This window comes from Pantoea sp. EKM103V (assembly GCF_011800365.1).
Classification (GTDB): Bacteria; Pseudomonadota; Gammaproteobacteria; order Enterobacterales; family Enterobacteriaceae; genus Pantoea; species Pantoea anthophila.
In genome coordinates this window covers 144,551-164,794 of sequence record NZ_JAALFQ010000007.1, presented here as the reverse complement: position 1 = coordinate 164,794, position 20,244 = coordinate 144,551, and the positions used below count along the sequence as shown (strand labels likewise).

15 protein-coding genes and 1 riboswitch are annotated in these 20,244 nt (G+C 59.1%); of the genes, 2 read left to right on the top strand and 13 right to left on the bottom strand.

The features are described from left to right. Positions 1-13: 13 nt before the first annotated feature. From apaH to lptD, 6 genes are read right to left on the bottom strand one after another with little or no spacing between them, the layout of a single operon-like run. Positions 14-871, bottom strand: coding sequence for a bis(5'-nucleosyl)-tetraphosphatase (symmetrical) ApaH (gene apaH, locus HFD97_RS15250; RefSeq protein WP_009092197.1), 858 nt, complete (start codon positions 869-871; stop codon positions 14-16). A gap of 53 nt (positions 872-924) precedes the next feature. Then, on the bottom strand, positions 925-1,302 hold the full coding sequence (gene apaG, locus HFD97_RS15245; RefSeq protein WP_009092195.1) for a Co2+/Mg2+ efflux protein ApaG: 378 nt from the start codon (positions 1,300-1,302) through the stop codon (positions 925-927). Positions 1,303-1,305: 3 nt separating this feature from the next. Further along, the gene (rsmA, locus tag HFD97_RS15240; protein WP_009092193.1) at positions 1,306-2,127 is read right to left on the bottom strand and encodes a 16S rRNA (adenine(1518)-N(6)/adenine(1519)-N(6))-dimethyltransferase RsmA; all 822 of its coding nucleotides are present in this window, start codon (positions 2,125-2,127) and stop codon (positions 1,306-1,308) included. Then, complete coding sequence (gene pdxA, locus HFD97_RS15235) at positions 2,120-3,112, bottom strand: 4-hydroxythreonine-4-phosphate dehydrogenase PdxA (protein ID WP_009092191.1); 993 nt, start codon at positions 3,110-3,112, stop codon at positions 2,120-2,122. Before pdxA ends, rsmA begins: the two co-directional genes overlap by 8 nt. Next, the gene (gene surA, locus HFD97_RS15230) at positions 3,102-4,397 is read right to left on the bottom strand and encodes a peptidylprolyl isomerase SurA (RefSeq protein WP_009092189.1); all 1,296 of its coding nucleotides are present in this window, start codon (positions 4,395-4,397) and stop codon (positions 3,102-3,104) included. The genes pdxA and surA overlap by 11 nt, the downstream gene beginning before the upstream one ends. Before the next feature lie 54 nt (positions 4,398-4,451). Further along, positions 4,452-6,818 (bottom strand): LPS assembly protein LptD, encoded by a 2,367-nt coding sequence (gene lptD, locus HFD97_RS15225; RefSeq protein WP_167432201.1) that lies wholly within the window; start codon positions 6,816-6,818, stop codon positions 4,452-4,454. Between the two features lie 182 nt (positions 6,819-7,000). Between lptD and djlA the strand changes: the two genes are divergently transcribed. Then, positions 7,001-7,813, top strand: a complete 813-nt coding sequence (djlA, locus tag HFD97_RS15220) for a co-chaperone DjlA (RefSeq protein WP_167432200.1) — start codon at positions 7,001-7,003, stop codon at positions 7,811-7,813. Positions 7,814-7,864: 51 nt separating this feature from the next. Here the strand turns inward: djlA and rluA are convergent, their stop codons facing one another. The 3 genes from rluA to polB all read right to left on the bottom strand — a co-directional run bounded on the left by rluA (position 7,865) and on the right by polB (position 13,977). Continuing rightward, complete coding sequence (gene rluA / locus HFD97_RS15215) at positions 7,865-8,518, bottom strand: bifunctional tRNA pseudouridine(32) synthase/23S rRNA pseudouridine(746) synthase RluA (RefSeq protein ID WP_167432199.1); 654 nt, start codon at positions 8,516-8,518, stop codon at positions 7,865-7,867. Between the two features lie 39 nt (positions 8,519-8,557). Beyond that, entirely contained in the window at positions 8,558-11,464 is a 2,907-nt protein-coding gene (gene rapA, locus HFD97_RS15210) for an RNA polymerase-associated protein RapA (protein WP_167432198.1), read from the bottom strand. A gap of 152 nt (positions 11,465-11,616) precedes the next feature. Then, positions 11,617-13,977, bottom strand: coding sequence for a DNA polymerase II (gene polB / locus HFD97_RS15205; RefSeq protein ID WP_167432217.1), 2,361 nt, complete (start codon positions 13,975-13,977; stop codon positions 11,617-11,619). A 169-nt stretch (positions 13,978-14,146) separates the two neighbouring features. Here polB and HFD97_RS15200 point away from each other — a divergent pair, with 169 nt between their 5' ends. Then, on the top strand, positions 14,147-14,911 hold the full coding sequence (locus HFD97_RS15200; protein ID WP_167432197.1) for a DedA family protein: 765 nt from the start codon (positions 14,147-14,149) through the stop codon (positions 14,909-14,911). Positions 14,912-14,915: 4 nt separating this feature from the next. Here the strand turns inward: HFD97_RS15200 and thiQ are convergent, their stop codons facing one another. The 4 genes from thiQ to sgrR all read right to left on the bottom strand — a co-directional run bounded on the left by thiQ (position 14,916) and on the right by sgrR (position 20,019). Next, positions 14,916-15,617, bottom strand: coding sequence for a thiamine ABC transporter ATP-binding protein ThiQ (gene thiQ, locus HFD97_RS15195; protein ID WP_167432196.1), 702 nt, complete (start codon positions 15,615-15,617; stop codon positions 14,916-14,918). Beyond that, positions 15,604-17,211 carry a thiamine/thiamine pyrophosphate ABC transporter permease ThiP gene (thiP, locus tag HFD97_RS15190; protein ID WP_167432195.1) on the bottom strand — a complete coding sequence of 536 codons (1,608 nt, stop codon included), beginning with the start codon at positions 17,209-17,211 and terminating at the stop codon, positions 15,604-15,606. Before thiP ends, thiQ begins: the two co-directional genes overlap by 14 nt. Further along, on the bottom strand, positions 17,187-18,173 hold the full coding sequence (gene thiB, locus HFD97_RS15185; RefSeq protein WP_167432194.1) for a thiamine ABC transporter substrate binding subunit: 987 nt from the start codon (positions 18,171-18,173) through the stop codon (positions 17,187-17,189). The genes thiP and thiB overlap by 25 nt, the downstream gene beginning before the upstream one ends. 46 nt (positions 18,174-18,219) lie before the next feature. Continuing rightward, a riboswitch (TPP riboswitch) is annotated at positions 18,220-18,322 on the bottom strand. A 35-nt stretch (positions 18,323-18,357) separates the two neighbouring features. Then, entirely contained in the window at positions 18,358-20,019 is a 1,662-nt protein-coding gene (sgrR, locus tag HFD97_RS15180; protein WP_167432193.1) for an HTH-type transcriptional regulator SgrR, read from the bottom strand. Between the last annotated feature and the right edge of the window lie 225 nt (positions 20,020-20,244).

The following is a 20,244-nucleotide window of genomic DNA, read 5'->3' as shown; positions in this document are numbered from 1 at the left end:
GCCAGCCTCAGGGTTATAGCGCCGGAGGCGCCAGACTTTCGCTGGAGTCGAGCGCTTTCTCGCGGTTAGAGGGCTGAACCACATAGCGCTGCTCTTCCCAGTGCAGCAGGGTCAGCGCGCCGCCCCAGCAGCAGCCGGTATCCAGGCCGATAATTCCCTCTGGCGTGCCTTTGCCTTCCAGTGAAGCCCAGTGACCGAAAACGATGGTGTAGTCCCGGGCGACCGGTCCGTCGATGTTGAACCAGGGCTTCAGCGGTGGCAGCGCCGATTCAGGGGCATCTTTGCAGATCATGTCCAGCTGACCATTGGGGAAGCAGTAGCGCATACGGGTAAAGGCATTGGTGCTGAAGCGCAGTCGGGCCAGACCGGTCAGATCTTCGCTCCAGTTATTTGGCATATCGCCATACATCGCATCCAGGAACAGCGGATAACTGTCGCTGGCGAGCACCGCTTCCACTTCCCGCGCACATTTTTTCGCGGTGTCGATATCCCACTGAGGCGTGATACCGGCGTGTCCCATGACCAGCTTTTTCTCTTCATCCACCTGCAGCAGCGGCTGCCGGCGCAGCCAGTTGATCAGCTCATCAGCATCGTCCGCTTCCAGCAGGGTGGTGAGGCGATCTTTCGGCTTGTTACGGCTGATTCCGGCATAGACCGCCAGCAGATGTAAATCGTGGTTGCCCAGCACCAGGCGCACGGCGTCGCCCAGTGACTTCACATAGCGCAGGACCTCCAGTGAGCCAGGACCGCGCGCCACCAGGTCACCGGTCAGCCACAGCGTGTCATGCTCGGGATTGAAATCGACCTGCTGCAGCAAGGCACGTAATTCATCGTAGCAACCATGGACGTCGCCAATCAGGTATGTGCTCATAACGTTTTATCCATCGGGAATGTGCCCGACGTATCGGGCAAAAGGCGTGAAAATCAGTGAATGTGCGTCTGGATGGCGAGGCGGAACACCGGGATTTCAACGTGAAAGGTGTCGCCCTGATCGTCGACCATCACGTAGTGTCCCTGCATGGTGCCCATCGGCGTTTCGATGACAGCACCACTGGTGTACTGGAATTCGTTGCCCGGCGGGATAAGCGGCTGCTCACCGACCACGCCTTCACCCTGAACTTCTGTTTCGCGGCCGTTACCGTTGGTAATCAGCCAGTAACGCCCCAGCAGCTGCACGGCGGAACGGCCCAGATTGCGTATCGTAATGGTATAGGCGAAGACGTAGCGATCCTCATCCGGCGAGGACTGGGAGGCGACGTACTGGCTTTGCACATGAACGGAGACGCGGGCCGTTTCACTCATGACTTACTCCTGCGATTTTCCCTGATGTGTCGCCAGCCAGTTAGCCAGCTGACAATATTGCGCGACCGAGACGTTTTCAGCACGCAGACCAGGATCAATGGATAACTCTTCCAGCGCACCCGCCGCCACCATATGGTTCAGGCTGTTGCGCAATGTTTTACGGCGCTGACCAAAGGCTTCTGTCGTGATACGGCTCAGGATACGCACGTCGCTGACCGGATGCGGTGGCTCGGCAAACGGCACCAGACGCACGACAGCCGAGTCCACTTTCGGTGGCGGCGTGAAGGCGTGTGGCGGCACTTCCAGCACCGGAATAACCTGACAGTAATATTGCGCCATCACCGTCAGGCGACCATACGCTTTGCTACCCGGGCCCGCAACCAGACGGTTAACCACCTCTTTCTGCAGCATGAAGTGCATATCTTTGATCGAACCAGTATAGCTGAAAAGGTGGAACATCAGCGGGGTAGAAATATTGTAAGGCAGGTTACCAAATACCCGCAGCGGCTGGCCTCTCTCCTGTGCCAGCGCGGCAAAGTCGAAGGTCATGGCATCCTGCTGGAAGATGGTCAGTTTCGGGCCAAGGAACGGATGCGTTTGCAGACGCGCCGCGAGATCGCGGTCCAGCTCCACCACCGTTAAGCTATCGAGGCGTTCACCCACCGGCTCGGTTAAGGCGCCGAGGCCAGGGCCGATCTCCACCAGCGCTTCATCGCGCTGGGGATGAATGGCGGAGACAATGCTGTCGATAATGTACTGATCGTTCAGGAAGTTCTGCCCGAAACGTTTACGGGCGTAGTGCCCCTGATGGACGCGATTATTCATTACTGCTCTTGATCATAGTGATGGCGAGGTTAAGCGCCGTGATAAAGCTGCCCGGTTCCGCCTGACCCAGCCCGGCGAGTTCAAGCGCGGTGCCGTGGTCAACGGAGGTCCGGATAAAGGGCAGGCCCAGGGTAATATTTACCGCGCGACCAAACCCCTGAAACTTCAGTACCGGCAGGCCCTGGTCGTGATACATCGCCAGCACCGCATCGGCGTTTTGCAGATATTTGGGCTGGAACAGCGTATCCGCAGGCAGCGGGCCGGTCAGTTTAATGCCCTGCTGACGCAGTTCATTGAGGGCCGGCGTAATCGTCTCGATCTCTTCCCGTCCCATGTGGCCGCCTTCACCGGCGTGGGGGTTAAGACCACAGACATAGATATGCGGCTCGGCAATGGCGAACTTCTGCTGCAGATCACGATGAAGAATGGTGATCACTTCATGCAGGCATTCGCGGGTGACCGCCGCAGGCACCTCTTTCAGCGGCAGATGCGTGGTGGCCAGTGCCACACGCAGCGCTTCGGTTGCCAGCATCATCACCACGCGATGACCGCCTGCGCGGTCGGCGAAGAATTCGGTATGGCCGGTAAAGGCGATACCGGCATCGTTAATCACGCCTTTGTGCACCGGACCGGTAATCAGCGCCGCAAATTCACCCTGCAGACAGCCGTCACAGGCGCGGGCCAGCGTGGCCAGCACATAGTCACCGTTAGCGACACAGAGTTCGCCTGGTGTGACCGGCTGTGCCGTCTCAATCGGCAGAATGGTCAGCGTCCCCGCCTGCTGCGGCACGGGGTCCGCCTCAGGCTGGTAGTGACGCAGGGTCAGCGGCAGACCGAGCTGCGCTGCCCGCTGCTGCAACAGGGCAGGGGAGGCGCAGACGACGAGTTCCACCGGCCAGGCGTGCTGAGCCAGCTGAACGGTGAGATCGGGACCAATCCCGGCGGGCTCGCCGGGAGTGATCACCACACGCTGGTTACTGTGCATTGCCATCCAGAATCTTCACATAAGCACTGGCGCGCTGTTCCTGCATCCAGGTCTGCGCTTCTTCAGCAAATTTACGGTTAAACAGCATGCGATAAGCGCGCTCTTTCTGGGCCGCGTCGGTTTTATCCACCTGGCGGGTATCCAGCAGCTGAATCAGATGCCAGCCGAAAGAGGAGTGCACCGGCTGGCTGGTCTGGCCTTTCTGCAGACGCAGCAGCGCATCACGGAAGGCGGGATCAAAGACTTCCGGAGAGGTCCAGCCGAGATCGCCACCCTGATTCGCCGATCCCGGGTCATCAGAGTACTGTTTGGCCGCGGCGGCAAAGGTGGTTTTTCCGCTGCGGATATCGGCCGCGATCTGTTCCAGTTGCGCCCTGGCCTGATCGTCAGTGAGAATCGGCGATGGTTTCAGCAGAATATGACGGGCATGCACCTCAGTGACCGAGACGTTCTTACTTTCGCCACGCAGGTCGTTCACCTTCAGGATATGGAAGCCCACACCTGAACGCACCGGACCGACGATGTCACCTTTTTTCGCCGTTGCCAGCGCCTGGGCAAACAGGGTCGGTAACTCTTCGATTTTACCCCAGCCCATGTTGCCGCCTTTCAGCGCCTGCGAGTCGGCGGAGTAGGTCACGGCCATTTTGCCGAAATCCGCACCATTTTTCAGTTCGCCAACCAGCTGTTTCGCCAGCGTTTCCTGCTCATCGACCTGCTGTTGCGTCGGGTTTTCCGGCAGCGGCAGCAGAATGTGGCTGATGTTCAGCTCGGTTCCCTGGCTGTTCTGGGCGGCAATCTGGGTTGAAAGCGTATCCACTTCCTGCGGCAGGATGGTCACGCGACGACGCACTTCATTGTTGCGGACTTCGGCAATCATCATCTCTTTGCGGATCTGTGAGCGATAGACGCCATAGTTCATGCCGTCATAAGCCAGACGACTGCGCAGCTGATCCAGCGTCATGCGGTTCTGTGCGGCGATGTTCTTAATCGCCTGGTCCAGCTGCTCGTCGCTGATCTGGATCCCCGCTTTTTCACCCATCTGCAGAATGATGTTGTCCATGATCTGGCGTTCCAGAATCTGATGGCGCAGCGTTTTATCATCTGGCAACTGCTGACCTGCCTGCCGGGCCTGAGATTTCACCGTGCCCATCATGCCGTCCACGTCACTCTCAAGAACCACGCCGTTATTGACCACGGCGGCAACTTTATCAACGACTTGTGGTGCTGCGAACGCGGTGTTGGCACTGATTGCCACACCAAGAATCAGCATTCTCCAGTTCTTCATACTTTATCCATTGTTGGTTCCGCACTGCGGGATTGCCTGTCAAACATCACAACATCAGAAAGCGGGCTGGTAAGGGATAATCCCCTGACGCAGCATATCGTTGGTGCCTAAGCCATAGTTGGAGCTCAGACCACGCAGCTCAATGTTGAATGAGATTTGGTTGTCATATTTACTGTCGTCGTTTTCCCAACCGTTAATTTTGCGTTCGTAACCGACCCGAATGGCATAACAGCATGAGCTGTATTGCAGGCCTACCAGCTGCGAAGCCGGACGGCTGTTGCGGGTATCGTAGTAGTACGCGCCTACCACGGACCATGCATCCGCAATCGGCCAGCTGGCCGTGGTGCCCACCTGAGAAATCCCGTTTTTGTAGACACGGCTGTTAACCAGGTTACTGTCGTTCAGCGCAGCCGCAACATATTCCGGGCTGCTGTAACGGTAGCTCAGCTGCACCATGCGATCGGCATCACGACGATATTCCAGTACGGTATTGCCCTGGGAAACGTTGTCGAGTTTGGTGTCATACTGCAACCCACCCCGGACGCCCCAGCGATCGCTGATTTTCCAGTATGTATCGCCAGCCCAGATCAGGCTGCCGGTATCATCTTCTTTACTGGTTTGATTCACACCAGTACGAGAAGGGGTAAACGAGTAGATTTGACCTACAGAAACGTTAAAACGTTCAACCAGATCGGCATCATAAATGCGTGTGGTTACGCCGGTGGCAACATCATTGGCCGAGGCGATACGATCCAGGCCGCTGTAGGTGCGGTCGCGGAACAGGCCGGTGTAGTCGGTCTGCAGCAACGTTGAGTCGTATGGATAGATGTTGCTCTGATTGCGGTACGGGATATAGAGGTACTGCACCCGCGGCTCCAGCGTCTGGGTGTAGCCCGCCGCGGAGTCCATATCGCGGTCAAAGACCAGACGGCCATCGACTTTAAACTGCGGCAGGGTGCGATTAACGGACTCTTTAAGCTGGTTGTTGCGGTCGGTATCAATGTTGTTGTTGTAATACTCAACATCATCCTGCTGATAGTGCGTCGCCAGGAGTTTCGCTTCGGTATCCAGGCTAGCCCAGCCGTTTGACAGCGGCAGGTTCAGCGTTGGCTCAACGTGCAAACGGGTCGCTTCAGGATAGCGATCGCTGACGTTGGTGAATTTTACCGCCTGTGCATAGATCCGGCCATCAAACGGACCGATATCGTTCTGATAGAGATTGACGTCCAGCTGTGGCATGGCGCGATAGACGTTGCTGTTACTAGTGTTGCCAAATACCTGGAAATCTTTGGTGGAGAGCGTCGCATCCCAGTTGGTGTCCGCGTAGCCAATGCTGAATTTCTGCGTGGCGTAGTTGTCAGTCGAGCTGTAGTACTTCGAGTCGAGGTCGTTGAAGTAGTAGCTATCGCTGACCTTGGTGTAGTCCGCGCTGAAACGCCAGTGTTTATCGTAGACACCCGCATGACGCCAGTAGAACAGCCAGCGATCGGAGCTGTCATTTTCGGCGATGCCGCGCAGCGCTTTGTCTTTGTCATACTGCTTATCTGAGCCGAGGTAGTCGAACTCCATCAGACCTGCGCCCAGCTCTGTCAGATAACGGAATTCATTCTCAAACTTCATGCCGCGCTTGCTGATGTAGTGCGGCGTAATGGTGGCATCGGCCTGCGGCGCGATGTTCCAGTAATAAGGCAGGATGAACTCAAAGCCGTTGTTGCTGCCATATTTGGCATTCGGGATCAGGAAGCCGGAGCGACGACGGTCGCCAATCGGTAACTGCAGATAGGGACTGTAGAACACCGGAACGGAACCGAGTTTAAAGCGGGCGTTCCAGATCTCGGCCACTTCCTCTTCGCGGTCCTGAATCACTTCAGAACCCACCACGCTCCAGCTGTTGGAGCCGGGCAGACAGGAGGTAAAGGTGCCATTTTCCAGAATGGTGTAGCGGTTATCACCGCGCAGTTTCATCTGATCGGCGGTGCCGCGACCCTGACGATCCACCATCTGGTACTGACCGTTCCAGACGTTGGTATCTTTACTGTTCAGATTAGACCAGGCTTTCGGACCTTTCAGGATGACCTGGTTATCATCGTAATGCACATTACCCAGGGCATCGACGGTACGAACTGGCGTGGTCTGGCCCTCCTGCTGACGCTGATGAAGCTGAACTTCATCGGCCTGCATACGGCTGTTGCCCTGCTCAATATTCACATTGCCTGTGAAGACCGCATCATCGGGATAGTTCCCTTTGGCAGCGTCGGAGTGAATGGTGACAGGCAGCTGATTGGTATCGCCATTCACCAGCGGGCGGTTGTAACTCGGCACGCCTAACATACACTGCGACATCAGATCGTCGGCAACGGCTTGCTGGCTAATGGCTGCGCCGATCAGTGTGGCCAGCAGGGTAGGTATATGTTTTTTCATACGCGGTATCGAGAATTCCATGAAAACTGGCATCATGCCGACAATCGGGTCAGAGACTAACTTACTGCCCGGCGTTGCGCCAGTGTTAATCCTGGTCAGTCAGCGTTGCCGTTAGGCGCTGAGATAAATGACAGGTATGATAATGCAATTTTCAGCCGCAAGCATGGCGAATTGAGGAGTTTATGCGCTACTGGGGAAAAGTTGTGGGTCTGGCGCTGGGATTACTTTCCGGTGCAGGCTTCTGGGGTATTGTGATCGGTTTGATCATTGGCCATATGTTTGACAAAGTGCGCGGCGCGCAAGGCAAGGCTTACTTCTCAAATAATCAGACCCGACAGACGCTGTTTTTCAGCACCACCTTTCAGGTCATGGGCCATCTGACCAAGTCAAAAGGGCGCGTTACCGAAGCGGATATTCAGATTGCATCGCTGCTCATGGAGCGGATGCAGCTGCACGGTGACTCGCGCACCGCCGCCCAGCGCGCATTTCGCGAAGGCAAGCAGGCAGATTACCCGTTACGCAGCAAACTGCGGGAACTGCGCAGCGCCTGTTTTGGCCGGTTCGATCTGATTCGCATGTTCCTGGAAATTCAGATTCAGGCTGCCTTTGCCGACGGTTCCCTGCATCCCAATGAGCGGCAGGTGCTCTATGTCATCGCCGAGGAGCTGGGCATTTCACGCGTTCAGTTCGATCAGTTCCTGCGCATGATGGAAGGCGGCCAGCAGTTCGGCGGCGGACAGCGCAGTGGCAGTGGTGGCTTTCAGCAGGCGCAACGTGGACCAACGCTGGAAGATGCCTGCAGCGTGCTGGGTGTGAAGAGCAGCGATGACGCCGCCGCCATCAAGCGCGCATACCGCAAGCTGATGAGCGAGCATCATCCCGACAAGCTGGTGGCGAAGGGGCTGCCGCCAGAGATGATGGAGATGGCGAAGCAGAAGGCGCAGGAAATTCAGGCGGCGTACGATCTGATTCGCAAAGAAAAAGGCTTTAAGTAATCGCGCCTCTCTCCGCCTCTCAGAGGGAGGCGGCCAGGCGTACCGCCCCCCTTAAAAATCGGCGGGCTGACGAAACGTCATGGCATTATCGAATGCCGGATGGGTGATAGTCAGTGACTCCGCGTGCAGCAGCAGGCGCGGTGCCATCGCCCTGGCGTCCGGATGGGCATAGAAGTTGTCGCCCAGAATCGGATGGCCCAGGGCCAGCATATGCACCCGCAGCTGGTGCGAGCGGCCGGTAATCGGCTTCAGCGAAACGCGCGCACTGTTATCCGCACGATATTCCAGCACCTGATACTCCGTCTGCGCGGCTTTGCCGTTCTCGAAGCAGACCATCTGCTTCGGACGATTAGGCCAGTCGCAAATCAGCGGCAGATCAACCACTCCCTCCTCCTTCTCCGGATGACCCCAGATGCAGGCCACGTAGGTCTTGGCGGGTTCCCGCTCGCGAAACTGCCGTTTCAGCTCACGCTCAGCCGCCTTGGACAGGGCGACGACCATCACACCACTGGTCGCCATATCCAGCCGGTGAACCGATTCCGCCTGCGGAAAATCACGCTGTATCCGCGTCATCACGCTATCTTTGTGCTCATCCAGCCGACCGGGTACCGAGAGCAGACCGCTGGGTTTATTCACCACCATGATATGCGCATCCTGATAAAGGATGTGCAGCCAGGGTTCACGCGGTGGATTGTAAGGTTCCATAGGGCTTTCCAAAAATAAGGGGCCGGAAGGCCCCTGAGCTTACTGGTGAGTCACCACAATCAGGCGCAGCGCGTCGAGACGCCAGTTGGCCTGATCCAGGCTTTCCAGCACCTGTTCACGGTTGCTTTCCAGCGCCTCGATCTCATCTTCACGGATGTTCGGGTTCACCGCTTTCAGCGCGTTGAGACGGGAAAGCTCTGCGCCCAGCTTTTCATTCGCCTCGGCCCGCGCCGCTTCAATCACAGCACGTGCTTCGCTGACCACGCTCTCTTCACCCTGGGTGAGGATTGCATGCACATCCTGCTGCACCGCATTGACCAGTTTGCTGGCGGTGTGGCGGTTAACCGCATTCAGCTGGCGGTTAAAGCTTTCGAACTCCACTTTCCCGGCCAGGTTGGTGCCGTTGCGATCGAGCAGCAGACGGACAGGCGTCGGTGGCAGGAAGCGGGTCAGCTGCAGGTGCTTCGGTGCCTGCGCTTCCACCACGTAGATCAGCTCAACCAGCAGCGTGCCCACCGGCAGCGCCTTGTTCTTCAGCAGTGACAGCGCGGAGCTGCCGGTGTCACCCGACAGGATCAGATCCAGGCCGTTACGGATCAGCGGATGTTCCCAGGTGATGAACTGGGTATCCTCGCGGGAGAGCGCCTGATCGCGGTTGAACGTGATGGTGCAGCCATCTTCCGGCAGGCCAGGGAAATCGGGCACCAGCATGTGGTCGGAAGGGGTTAGCACAATCAGGTTATCGCTGCGATCTTCCTGATTGATACCAACAATATCAAACAGGTTCAGCGCGAAGTTCACCAGACCGGTGTCGTTATCCTGCTCGCTGATGGCGTTCGCCAGCAGCTGAGCCGATTCGCCGCCGTTAGAGTTCAGCTCCAGCAGACGATCGCGGCCCTGTTCCAGCTGCGATTTCAGCGCCTCGTGCTGTTTACGGCACTCCGCGATAAAGCTGTCAAAGCCTTCACTGTTTTCCGGCGCGGCTAAATAGCCGATCAGCTGCTGATGCACGCTGTCGTAGATGGTACGACCGGTCGGGCAGGTGTGCTCGAACGCGTCCAGACCTTCATGATACCAGCGCAGCAGCACCGCCTGAGCGGTCTGCTCCAGCCACGGCACCAGAATCTGAATATCGTGCGCCTGACCAATACGGTCCAGACGGCCGATACGCTGCTCCAGCAGATCCGGGTTAAAGGGCAGGTCGAACATCACCAGGCGGCTGGCAAACTGGAAGTTACGGCCTTCAGAACCGATTTCAGAGCAGAGCAGCACCTGCGCGCCGTTCTCTTCCGAGGCAAACCACGCGGCAGCCCGGTCACGCTCAATGATCGACAGGCCTTCGTGGAACACCGCCGCCCGGATGCCTTCGCGCTCGCGCAGCACCTGCTCCAGCTGCAGCGCCGTGGCCGCTTTGGCGCAGATGACCAGCACTTTCTCTTTACGGTTGCTGGTGAGATAGCCCATCAGCCATTCCACGCGCGGATCGAAGTTCCACCAGGTGCCGCTGTCGCCTTCAAACTCCTGATAAATCTGCTCCGGGTAGAGCAGGTCACGCGCCCGCTCCTCGGCGCTTTTGCGCGTGCCCATAATACCGGAGACTTTGATGGCCGTCTGATACTGCGCAGGCAGCGGCAGGCGGATCTGATGCAGTTCGCGTTTCGGGAAACCTTTCACACCGTTACGGGTGTTGCGGAACAGGACGCGGCTGGTGCCGTGGCGATCCATCAGCATGGCGATCAGCTCCTGACGCGCCTCCAGCTTGCCCTCACGATCGCTGTTGGCGACCTGCAGCAGCGGCTCGATATCCTCTTCGCCCACCAGATCGTTGATCCGGTTCATCTCCTCCTGGGAGATCGCCTGGTCAGCCAGCAGCGCTGTTACCGCATCAGCAATCGGACGGAAATGCTGCTGCTCTTCAACAAAGGCAGCAAAATCATGGAAACGGTCCGGATCGAGCAGGCGCAGACGGGCAAAGTGGCTTTCCATGCCGAGCTGTTCCGGCGTCGCCGTCAGCAGCAGCACCCCGGCCGTTTTCTCAGCCAGTTTTTCGATGACCAGATATTCACGGCTGGGTTCGCCTTCGGACCAGGCCAGGTGGTGCGCTTCATCCACCACCAGCAGATCCCATTCGGCATCGGCCAGCAGTTCAAGGCGATGTTTGTTACGGCGAACAAAGTCGAGCGAACAGATGATCAGCTGTTCCGTTTCAAACGGGTTATCGCTGTCGTGCTGCGCTTCGGTGTAGCGGTCATCATCAAACAGAGCGAAACGCAGGTTAAAGCGGCGCAGCATCTCGACCAGCCACTGATGCTGTAAGGTTTCAGGCACCACGATGAGTACCCGCTCGGCACGACCCGCCAGCAGTTGCTGCTGAATGATCATCCCGGCTTCAATGGTTTTACCCAGGCCCACTTCATCGGCCAGCAGTACGCGTGGCGCGTGGCGGCGACCCACATCGTGTGCGATATGCAGCTGATGAGGGATCAGATTGGTGCGCATGCCGCGTAACCCGCTGATCGGCAGACGGTATTGCTCACTCTGGTATTTGCGTGCGCGGAAGCGCAGGGCAAAGCGGTCCATGCGGTCGAGCTGACCGGCAAACAGACGATCCTGCGGCTTACTGAACACCAGCTTGCTGTCGAGCATCACTTCACGCAGGATTACATCGCTTTCTTCAGTATCCAGTCGGGTACCGATATAGGTCATCAGGTCATTTTCGTTGCGGACTTCATCGACGCGCATCTGCCAGCCTTCGTGACTGGTGATGGTATCACCCGGGTTAAAGATGACGCGGGTAACCGGCGAATCGTTGCGGGCGTAGAGGCGGTTTTCCCCCGTGGCCGGAAACAGCAGGGTGATCATGCGGGTATCGATCGCCACCACGGTGCCCAGTCCCAGTTCACTTTCCGTATCACTAATCCAGCGCTGACCTAATGTAAAAACCATATATTTTTAGCTCGAATTTTAACGTTTTTAGAGGTGTTCCCGAATCTCAGGCAATAGCGTTACCGCCAGACAACAAGGTCTGGAGCGTGCATAAGAGCGGTGAGTTTCAGGAAGGGCGCTATGGTACTGGATGGCAGGGCATTCGTCACCTGTCAAAAAAGCCCCAGTTGCCCCGTAATCAGTGTAGCAAAATCTCCCCCGACAAAGGGCAGAATCCCCTCTGCCACCGGCTGCAGCTGCTTCGTCACATAGTGGTCATAGTCGAGCGGCGTACTGCGCGCCTCCAGCGGTTCGGGGCCAGCCGTAGCCATGACGTAACGAATCCGGCCGCCGTTCTGATACTGCAGTGGCCGGTTCAGTTTGCGATTCTGCTCATCAGCCAGCCGGGCGGCGCGCACGTGCGGGGGCACATTTCGTTCATACTCCTTCAGCGGACGCCGCAGGCGCTTTTTGTAGATCAGCTGATCGTCCAGCTCGCCCGCCAGCAGCTGCGCCACGGTCTCCCGGATGTAATCCTGCCACGGCTCGCGGTGGAAAATACGGTGGTAGAGCTGCTGCTGAAATGTTTTGGCCAGCGGCGTCCAGTCGGTTCGCACCGACTCCAGTCCCTTAAAGACCATGCGCGCACCGTCGGCGTCACGAATCAGTCCGGCGTAGCGTTTCTTGCTGCCCTGTTCCGCGCCGCGAATGGTCGGCATCAGAAAACGGCAGAAGTGGTTTTCATACTCCAGTTCCAGCGCGCTGGTCAGTCCCAGCGTCTGCTGCAGGTGATCGCGCCACCAGGCATTCACTTTCTGCACCAGCTGATGACCAATGGCAGCGGCCTGCTCCTCATCGTGGGCCGACTTCAGCCAGACAAAGGTGGAGTCGGTGTCACCGTAGATGACGTCGTAGCCTTCCGCTTCAATCAGCGCGCGGGTCTGCTGCATGATGGCGTGACCGCGCAGGGTAATTGAGGAGGCGAGTCGCGGATCAAAGAAGCGGCAGGCACTGGTGCCCAGCACACCGTAAAAGGCGTTCATGATGATCTTCAGTGCCTGTGACAGCGGCTGATTGTTCTGTTTTTTCGCCGCTTCGCGCCCCAGCCAGATCTGTTCAACCATCGCCGGCAGGCAGTGGGTGTGGCGAGAGAAGCGCGCTTCCCGGAAACCGGCAACCGAATCCGCATCATCAGGATGGGCCAGACCCTCCACCAGGCCCACCGGATCGATCAGGAAGGTGCGGATAATCGACGGATAGAGGCTTTTGTAATCCAGCACCAGCACCGAGTCGTAGAGACCGGGACGCGAATCCATGACATAACCGCCCGGGCTCGCTTCCGGGGCCACCTCACCCATGTTGGGCGCGACAAACCCGACACGGTGCATGCGCGGAATATAGAGGTGACTGAACGCCGCCACCGAACCGCCATGGCGGTCCACGGCCAGACCATTGACCGCCGCGCGCTCCAGCAGAAACGGCATGATCGCCGTTTTGTGGAAGATGCGCGTCACCAGTTCGCAATCTTTCAGGTTGTAGCGCGCCAGCGCCGGTTTATCGTTGGCAAACCGCCAGTTGATCTCCTCCATGCGCTGCCAGGGGTTGTCGATCGCTTTGCCTTCACCCAGCAGCTGCTGCGACACCGACTCCAGGCTGAACGACGGAAAATCCCAGAACGCCGACTTCAGTGCGTCGATGCCATCAATAATCAGGCGGCCGCTGGCCTGTGCGAAAAAAACGCCCGGCTTGAAGCCATGTTCCCGCCACTCCAGCGCCGTCTGCTGGCGGCCAAGACGCAGCGGAATGCCGTAGCGGTCGGCATGCTTCTGCAGCACCCGCAGGTCAAACTGCACCACGTTCCAGCCAATCAGGACATCCGGGTCATGCTCTGCAAACCACTGGTTCAGGGCTTCCAGCAGCTGTGGCCGGCTGTCGAGATAGATCAGGTCGAAATCCAGCGTGCTGGCATCGCCGTTAGCCGGGCCGAGCATGTAGACCTGGCGCTGACCGCAGCCCTCCAGTCCGATGCAGTAGAGCTCGCCATGCTGGGTGGTTTCAATATCCAGCGAGACCCATTTCAGCGGCGGGCGATAGTCGGGATGGGGCTTAAGCCGCGCATTGATCAGCGTGTCGCCCTGCTGCTCGCCATCAAACCAGACGGGGGCGGTAATAAAGCGCTCCATCAGATAGCGTTCCGGCGGGCGGATATCTGCCTCGTAGATCGGAATCCCCTGTTCGCGCAGCCGTTTTTCGATGCGCTGCAGCTGACGATGCTGCTGGCAGTAGAGGCCCAGCACCGGACGATGACGAAAATCTTTCAGCGCCAGCGGCTGGATACGCAGCTGGCGTTCCTCTCTCTGCAGCTCGCTGATCTGCGCCTGATATTCCGCAGGCACAAAAGCGACAGACTCCTGCACGGGCAGCACCACGCGCTGCGCGCCCGCATCGGTGGCGAGCCAGAGGATAATTTCGGTGCCATTCGGGCTGTCCCGCCAGTGGCGGGTGAGCAGAAAACCTGCGCGGGGCATAGTCAGATGTTCTCCGGACGCCGTGTTTCAGGGATAAGTAAACAACCTGAGTATATCATGGATATTTATACAGTTCCTGTCGCCACGATTTGTCAACATTGTCCTACAATTCTTGCCTTGACGCTGTGTGGCTGGCTCTGGACAATCCAGCCTTCTGCTTTGACTAAGGACCACTATGGAAGCCTGGATTCAACAACTGATTACGCAGTCCCTGGAGTGGGCGCTGTTTGCCGTTGCGCTGGTGACGTTTCTGGAGTCGCTGGCGCTGGTCGGGCTGTTGCTGCCAGGTACGGTGATGATGGCCAGCCTGGGCGCGCTGATCGGCAGTGGCGAGCTTGGTCTTTATCCTGCCTGGGCGGCGGGCTTTGCGGGCTGCCTGATCGGTGACTGGGTTTCCTACGGTATCGGCTGGAAATTCCAGGGGCCGCTGCACCGCTGGAAGTATCTGCAAAAGTACAAAGGCCTGCTGGATAAAACCGAGCATGCCCTGCATCAGCACAGTATGTTTACCATCCTGGTCGGACGTTTTGTCGGCCCCACGCGGCCGCTAATCCCGCTGGCGGCGGGTATGCTGGAGCTGCCGGTACGTAAATTTCTGCCGCCTAATCTTATCGGCTGTCTTCTCTGGCCGCCGATCTATCTGCTGCCCGGCATTCTGGCCGGGGTGGCGATTGACGTGCCAAAAGCGGCGCAGGGCGGCAGCTTTAAATGGCTGTTACTCGGCGCAGCGCTGCTGATCTGGCTTGGCGGCTGGTTAGGCTGGCGCTGGTGGCGCAGTGGCAAAAGCCGTGACTGGGCCACCGCCTGGCTGCCCCCGGCGCGCCTGCGCTGGGCTGGCCCGCTGGGGCTGGCGATCGCCGTGGTGGCGTTTGTCGCGATCCAGTTCCATCCCATGATGCCGGTTTTCCGCCATCTGCTGTGGCAGGTTTTCATCGCCTGAGCCGCTAACGACGCGGGATGCCGAGTACGTCAGCCTCCCGCGTGTCGCCCGACAGCAGCTGTCGGGTTTCGCCATCCCAGTAAACCCGGCCATCCACAATCACCACGCTGCGCGGCGCGATCTGCTGCGCATCTTCCAGACTGTGTGACACCATCAGCAGCGTGATGCTGCGCGCCTCACACACCGATCGCACCAGCTGAAGCATCTCGCCGCGCAGGGCGGGGTCCAGCGCGGAAAAGGGCTCATCCAGCAGCAGCACCGGACGGTCACGTAACAGGCAACGGGCCAGCGCCACGCGCTGGCGCTGGCCGCCCGACAGTTCGCCTGGCAGGCGTGACAGCAGATCGCCTAATCCCACCTGTTCAGCCAGCGCAGTCAGCTGCTGCTGCTGTTCCGCGCTTAGTCGTAGCCCCGGGTGCAGCCCCAGCGCCATGTTCTGCTGCACGCTGAGGTGCGGAAACAGGTTGTTCTCCTGAAACAGCATGGAGACCGGTCGTCGGGCCGGAACACTGTGGGTGTGCTCCTGACCGTCAATCAGCAGGGTGCCCTGATTCACCGGCAGAAAACCGGCAATCAGGCTCAGCAGGGTGCTTTTTCCCGCGCCGCTGGGGCCGAGAATCGCGATGCGTTCACCGCGTGTGGCCCTGAAGCTGAAGCGCATCGGCAGATGCTGGTAGAGATAGGTAAGGTTATCAAGAGTCAGCATGGCGGCCCGGTAATTTTTCCATTAGCGTGAACAGCAATAAGCAGAGCAGCAGCAGCAGCAGGGCGGTAACCGCACCATCAGCGCCACGATAGGCGCCTATCTGCTGATAGAGATAGAACGGCAGCGTGCGGAAGTCGGCGCTGCCAAACAGCGCCACCACGCCAAAATCACCAATCGACAGGACGCAGGCAAAGGCCAGCGCCTGGGCCAGCGGACGTTTCAGCGCCCGCAACTCGATCAGCCGCAGCCGGTTCCAGCCCTGAATATCCAGTGAATGGCAGAGTCTGCCGTAACGCTCCGCGGTGTCGCGCATCGGGTTTTCCAGCACTTTCAGCGCATAGGGAATGGCGATCAGCGCATTGGTAAACATCACCAGCCCTTCGGCGGAGTCGGGCAGGCCGATGGTGGCGTTGAACAGCAGGAAAAAGCCGGTGGCGAGCACAATGCCCGGCATCGCCAGAATCAGTATTCCGCTGGTGTCGATAAGCGTGGCCGCCGCCGGATGCTGGCGCAGACGCAGCTCGCGGCTGCTCCAGAGCAGCATCATGGTCAGCACCACGCAGATCAATCCGGCCCCGGTGGCGATGCGTAATGAGGTCAGGGTTGCCCGCCAGAGAGCAGGCTGAGCCAGCGCACCGCGCACGCCGCCATGCAGGCCCTCCACAATCACCGCCGCCAGCGGAGGCAGCAGCAGGAGCAGCGCCAGCAGGATGAGCAGCGCATCGCTGAGCTGTGCGCCCCATGAATCCTGCGGATCGCGCCAGCCCTTCAGCTGACGGGTGCCGGCGGGGATCGCCTTACTGAAGCGCTGGCTGAGCAGCACCAGCGTCAGGCAGCAGCCGAGCTGAATCAGCGCCAGCAGCGCGGCACGGCCCGTATCGTAGTCATAACTCAGCGCCTGGAAAATCGCCAGTTCGAGCGTGGTAGCCTGCGGCCCGCCCCCCAGTGACAGCACGGTGGCAAAGCTGGCAAAGCAGAGCATAAAGATCAGCGCGCCGGTCGGCAGCAACTGACGCCGCAGCCACGGCCACTCCAGCAGGCGAAAATGGTGCCAGCCGCGCAGATCGAGCTGCGCCGCGAGCTGACGCTGCTCGGCCGGAATGCTCTCCAGCGCCTGCAGCATCAGACGCGTCGCCAGCGGCAGATTAAAGAAGACGTGCGCCAGCAAAATGCCCGGCAGACCATAGGGTGAGAAGTGATAACCGATGCCCAGCAGCTGACAGAGCTGGGCCAGCCAGCCAACGCGGCCATAGACGGTCAGCAGACCAAACACCGCCACCAGTACCGGCAGGACCAGAGTCATGGCACAGAGACGCAGCAGCAGCTGGCGGCCGGGAAAACGGCGCCGATAGAGCGCACGCGCCAGCGGCACGGCAGGCAGCAGGGAGAGCAGGGCGGAGAGCAGCGCCTGACCGAAAGAGAAGCCGATCACGTGCCGCAGATATGCATCCTGCAGCACGCTGCGCCACTCCAGGCCTGGCGCGGCCATCCAGAGTGCGCCAAAGGCCAGCAGCGCCACGCCGGTTAGCAGCAGCGTGGCGAGCGAGCCGGGGATCAGCCAGCGCGGCATCAGCGGCTGACGGCGCGTTGCCACTGGCTGATCCAGCCTGAACGCTGTGTGGCCACCTCTTCAGGCGAGAACTGCAGGGCGGTGGACGGCACCGTCAGGCTGGCAAAACCGGCAGGCAGCGGCGTATCGATCACCGGGTACATCCAGTTGCCGGTGGGAATGGTGCGCTGGAACGCAGGCGAGACCATAAACTGCATGAACTGCTGTGCCAGCGCAGGCTGTTTGCTGCTGGCTAACTGTGCTGCCACTTCCACCTGCAGATAGTGTCCTTCGGCAAACGGGGCGGCAGCGTAGTTCTCTTTTTTCTCTTCGATGATGTGGTAAGCCGGAGAGGTGGTGTAACTCAGCACCAGATCGCCTTCGCCCTTCAGGAACAGGCCATAGGCTTCGCTCCAGCCTTTGGTCACCGTTACGGTTTTCTGCGCCAGCTTCTGCCACGCCTGCGGAGCCTGGTCGCCGTAGACCTTCTGCATCCACAGCAGCAGGCCTAAGCCGGGGGTACTGGTACGGGGATCTTCGTAGATCACCCGCCACTTTTCCGGGCTGTCGACCAGCTCTTTCAGGCTCCTGGGCGGGTTTTTCAGCCGGGTTTTGTCATAGACAAAGGCGAAGTAGCCATAGTCAAACGGCACAAAGGTGGTGTCGTGCCAGCCGCCAGGCAGGGTAAGTTTTGCGGTGTCGACCTGACTTTCAGTAAACAGACCGGTTTTCTGCGCCGCCTGCACCAGATTGTTATCCAGCCCCAGCACCAGATCCGCTTTGCTGTTTTTGCCTTCCATCCGTATGCGGTTCAGCAGCGAGACGCCATCTTCCAGCGTGACGAATTTCAGCTCACAGTTGCACTGCGCCTCAAAGGCTTTTTTTACCGCCGGGCCAGGGCCCCAGTCGGCAGAGAAGGAGTCGTAGGTGTAGACCGTGAGGACCGGCTTAGCCGCCAGAACGGGGGCGGAGAGTAACAGCAATACCGGCAGAACTTTGTTTAACACTTTGCGCTCCTTCAGGAGAATAGGGGATGAGTCGCAAAGGATCTGAGCACAGCGGCCTCTCAAATCCCTACGTCGGTATTAACCGAATCAGGTTCGACGGGTCTCTCTCAGCTGCTTGCTGGTGGCAGGCGGCACCCCGTTGAGAACGTCACATTCTAGTCATTTCAGCGCCGTGGCGAAAGCGTCACAGTGCCGGCGGCGCAAACCAGGCCGATTTAAAATCAAACCAGCCCAGGGTATTCATCCGCACGCCACGCATGCTGCGCTGGCCCTCCAGCAATAGCCAGTGATGAAACAGCGGATGCAGGCCCGCCTCTTCAACCAGCTGTTTGCTCCACTCGGCCAGCGGCAGCGTTTTCTCACGCCAGCGGGCTGCGTCACTGTGCCAGTCAATCGGCAGGCAGTGATGCAGCAGCGGGATCTCATACAGCTGGGCGAACAGCGACCAGTTCAGCGGCAGGGTAAAGTTGACGCTGCCGAGCCAGATATCACTCTCCGCGTCGCCCTGATACCAGCTTTCATAACTGATCTCACGGGTTTCCAGCGTGACGCCCTGTTGGGCCAGCAGGGGACGCAGCGCATTGGCGATGCCCTCATGCTCCACGTGCTGACTGTACCAGGTCAGCGTCAGATGGGTCAGGCCGGGCGGCTTTTCGACCGGGGTCAGGTTCCGGCGGTGGTGCCAGCGCGGCAGCAGGCCATAAGCCGGAAACCAGTATCGCTGATAGCCGACGCCCGCGTGGTTGAGCAGGGCGATAGGGTTGAAGAGATAACTGACCCAGCGCCTGACTGCCTCGCTGCGACCCTGCTCTGAACGCTGGTCAAACAGCAGATAGTAGCAGCCCTCCTCAAGGCGGCTCTCCTCCTGAATCTCATCCGCAGCGTCCCCCTGCAGGCGCACACCGGCATAGACCAGCTCATCGCTGATGTCGGGCAGCACCCAGATAGAGACATCGTCGATCAGGGCGCGAAAGCCAAAGTAATCATCAAAGGCTTCAATCTTCAGCTGGCTCTCATGATTGCGGATCACCCGGTAGGGGCCGGTGCCGACTGGCTGGCGGGCAAAATCCTGAATCGTCGGCCACTCGCGCGGCAGGATCATCGCGCTGACGCTGCCCAGCAGCCAGGGCAGGCCGTCGTCGGGCTGGCTCAGATGCACATCCAGCGTCCAGGGGGCGGGTGAGGAGATCTCCGCAATGTGGGAAAAGAGCGGATGAGGGCGCTGACGCTCCAGGGTGGCGATGACATCCGCCATCTCCAGCTCCCTACCGTGATGGAAACGAATAGCCGGACGCAGAAAGAAGCGCCAGTGCAGCGGAGAGGTCTGCTGCCAGTGATGCGCGATATCGGGCTCGATTTCCCCGTTTTCCTCATTTATCCGCGTCAGGCCATTAAAAATCTGCCGGGCGATGTGCGTTTCAGAGCGCCGCAGCGGCGAGCCAGGCAGCAGATTGAGCAGGGGACGATAGTAGAGCACCCGCAGGATATGCTTACCCTGCCGGAAACTGCGGCCGAGATGCGCACTGATCATCTGCCGCACCTGATCCTTATCGCCCACCAGCTGGACCAGCTGATCGATGCGATCCTGCTCCAGCAGATCTTCGGCACGCTGCTGCTGTAAAGCCAGCCCGGTATAGCAGAACGTCAGATGTGACCGCCTGCCGCGTCCCGCTTCTGCCTGCCAGACCAGCCAGCCTGCCGCCTGCATCCGGTTGAGCAGATTGCGCATGTGGCGGCGCGAGCAGTGCAGCAGGTCAGCCAGTTCGCTGAGGGTAATGGCCTGCGACTGGCCCTGGCAGCTCTGCCACAGGCGAATGAATTGCTGCTTCAGACGTGACGAGGACATAAAAGAGGAACTCCCGCTGAAAAGCGCTCTGTTTTTTCTGCCTCATTTTAAGAGCAAACTTTGCGCTATGGGAAGAGCGGGAGGCATTCAGTCTGGAATGGCGTTCAACCCTGACTTCGCTGTTCAGCGGAGTGCTTTTCTGAGTAGGGTGCATTTACACCGCCAGCAGAGGATCTCTGCTGGCTTTTTTCATCGTGCGCGGTATGGTCTACCCTTCTTTTTTTC

Bases quoted from the DNA above. Each gene is read 5' to 3' on its own strand.
- apaG (WP_009092195.1), bottom strand. From the start codon at position 1,302: ATGAGTGAAACGGCCCGCGTCTCCGTTCATGTGCAAAGCCAGTACGTC.
- apaH (WP_009092197.1), bottom strand. From the start codon at position 871: ATGAGCACATACCTGATTGGCGACGTCCATGGTTGCTACGATGAATTA.
- surA (WP_009092189.1), bottom strand. From the start codon at position 4,397: ATGAAGAACTGGAGAATGCTGATTCTTGGTGTGGCAATCAGTGCCAAC.
- HFD97_RS15200 (WP_167432197.1), top strand. From the start codon at position 14,147: ATGGAAGCCTGGATTCAACAACTGATTACGCAGTCCCTGGAGTGGGCG.
- thiQ (WP_167432196.1), bottom strand. From the start codon at position 15,617: ATGCTGACTCTTGATAACCTTACCTATCTCTACCAGCATCTGCCGATG.
- rapA (WP_167432198.1), bottom strand. From the start codon at position 11,464: ATGGTTTTTACATTAGGTCAGCGCTGGATTAGTGATACGGAAAGTGAA.
- djlA (WP_167432200.1), top strand. From the start codon at position 7,001: ATGCGCTACTGGGGAAAAGTTGTGGGTCTGGCGCTGGGATTACTTTCC.
- rsmA (WP_009092193.1), bottom strand. From the start codon at position 2,127: ATGAATAATCGCGTCCATCAGGGGCACTACGCCCGTAAACGTTTCGGG.
- pdxA (WP_009092191.1), bottom strand. From the start codon at position 3,112: ATGCACAGTAACCAGCGTGTGGTGATCACTCCCGGCGAGCCCGCCGGG.
- lptD (WP_167432201.1), bottom strand. From the start codon at position 6,818: ATGAAAAAACATATACCTACCCTGCTGGCCACACTGATCGGCGCAGCC.
- sgrR (WP_167432193.1), bottom strand. From the start codon at position 20,019: ATGTCCTCGTCACGTCTGAAGCAGCAATTCATTCGCCTGTGGCAGAGC.
- rluA (WP_167432199.1), bottom strand. From the start codon at position 8,518: ATGGAACCTTACAATCCACCGCGTGAACCCTGGCTGCACATCCTTTAT.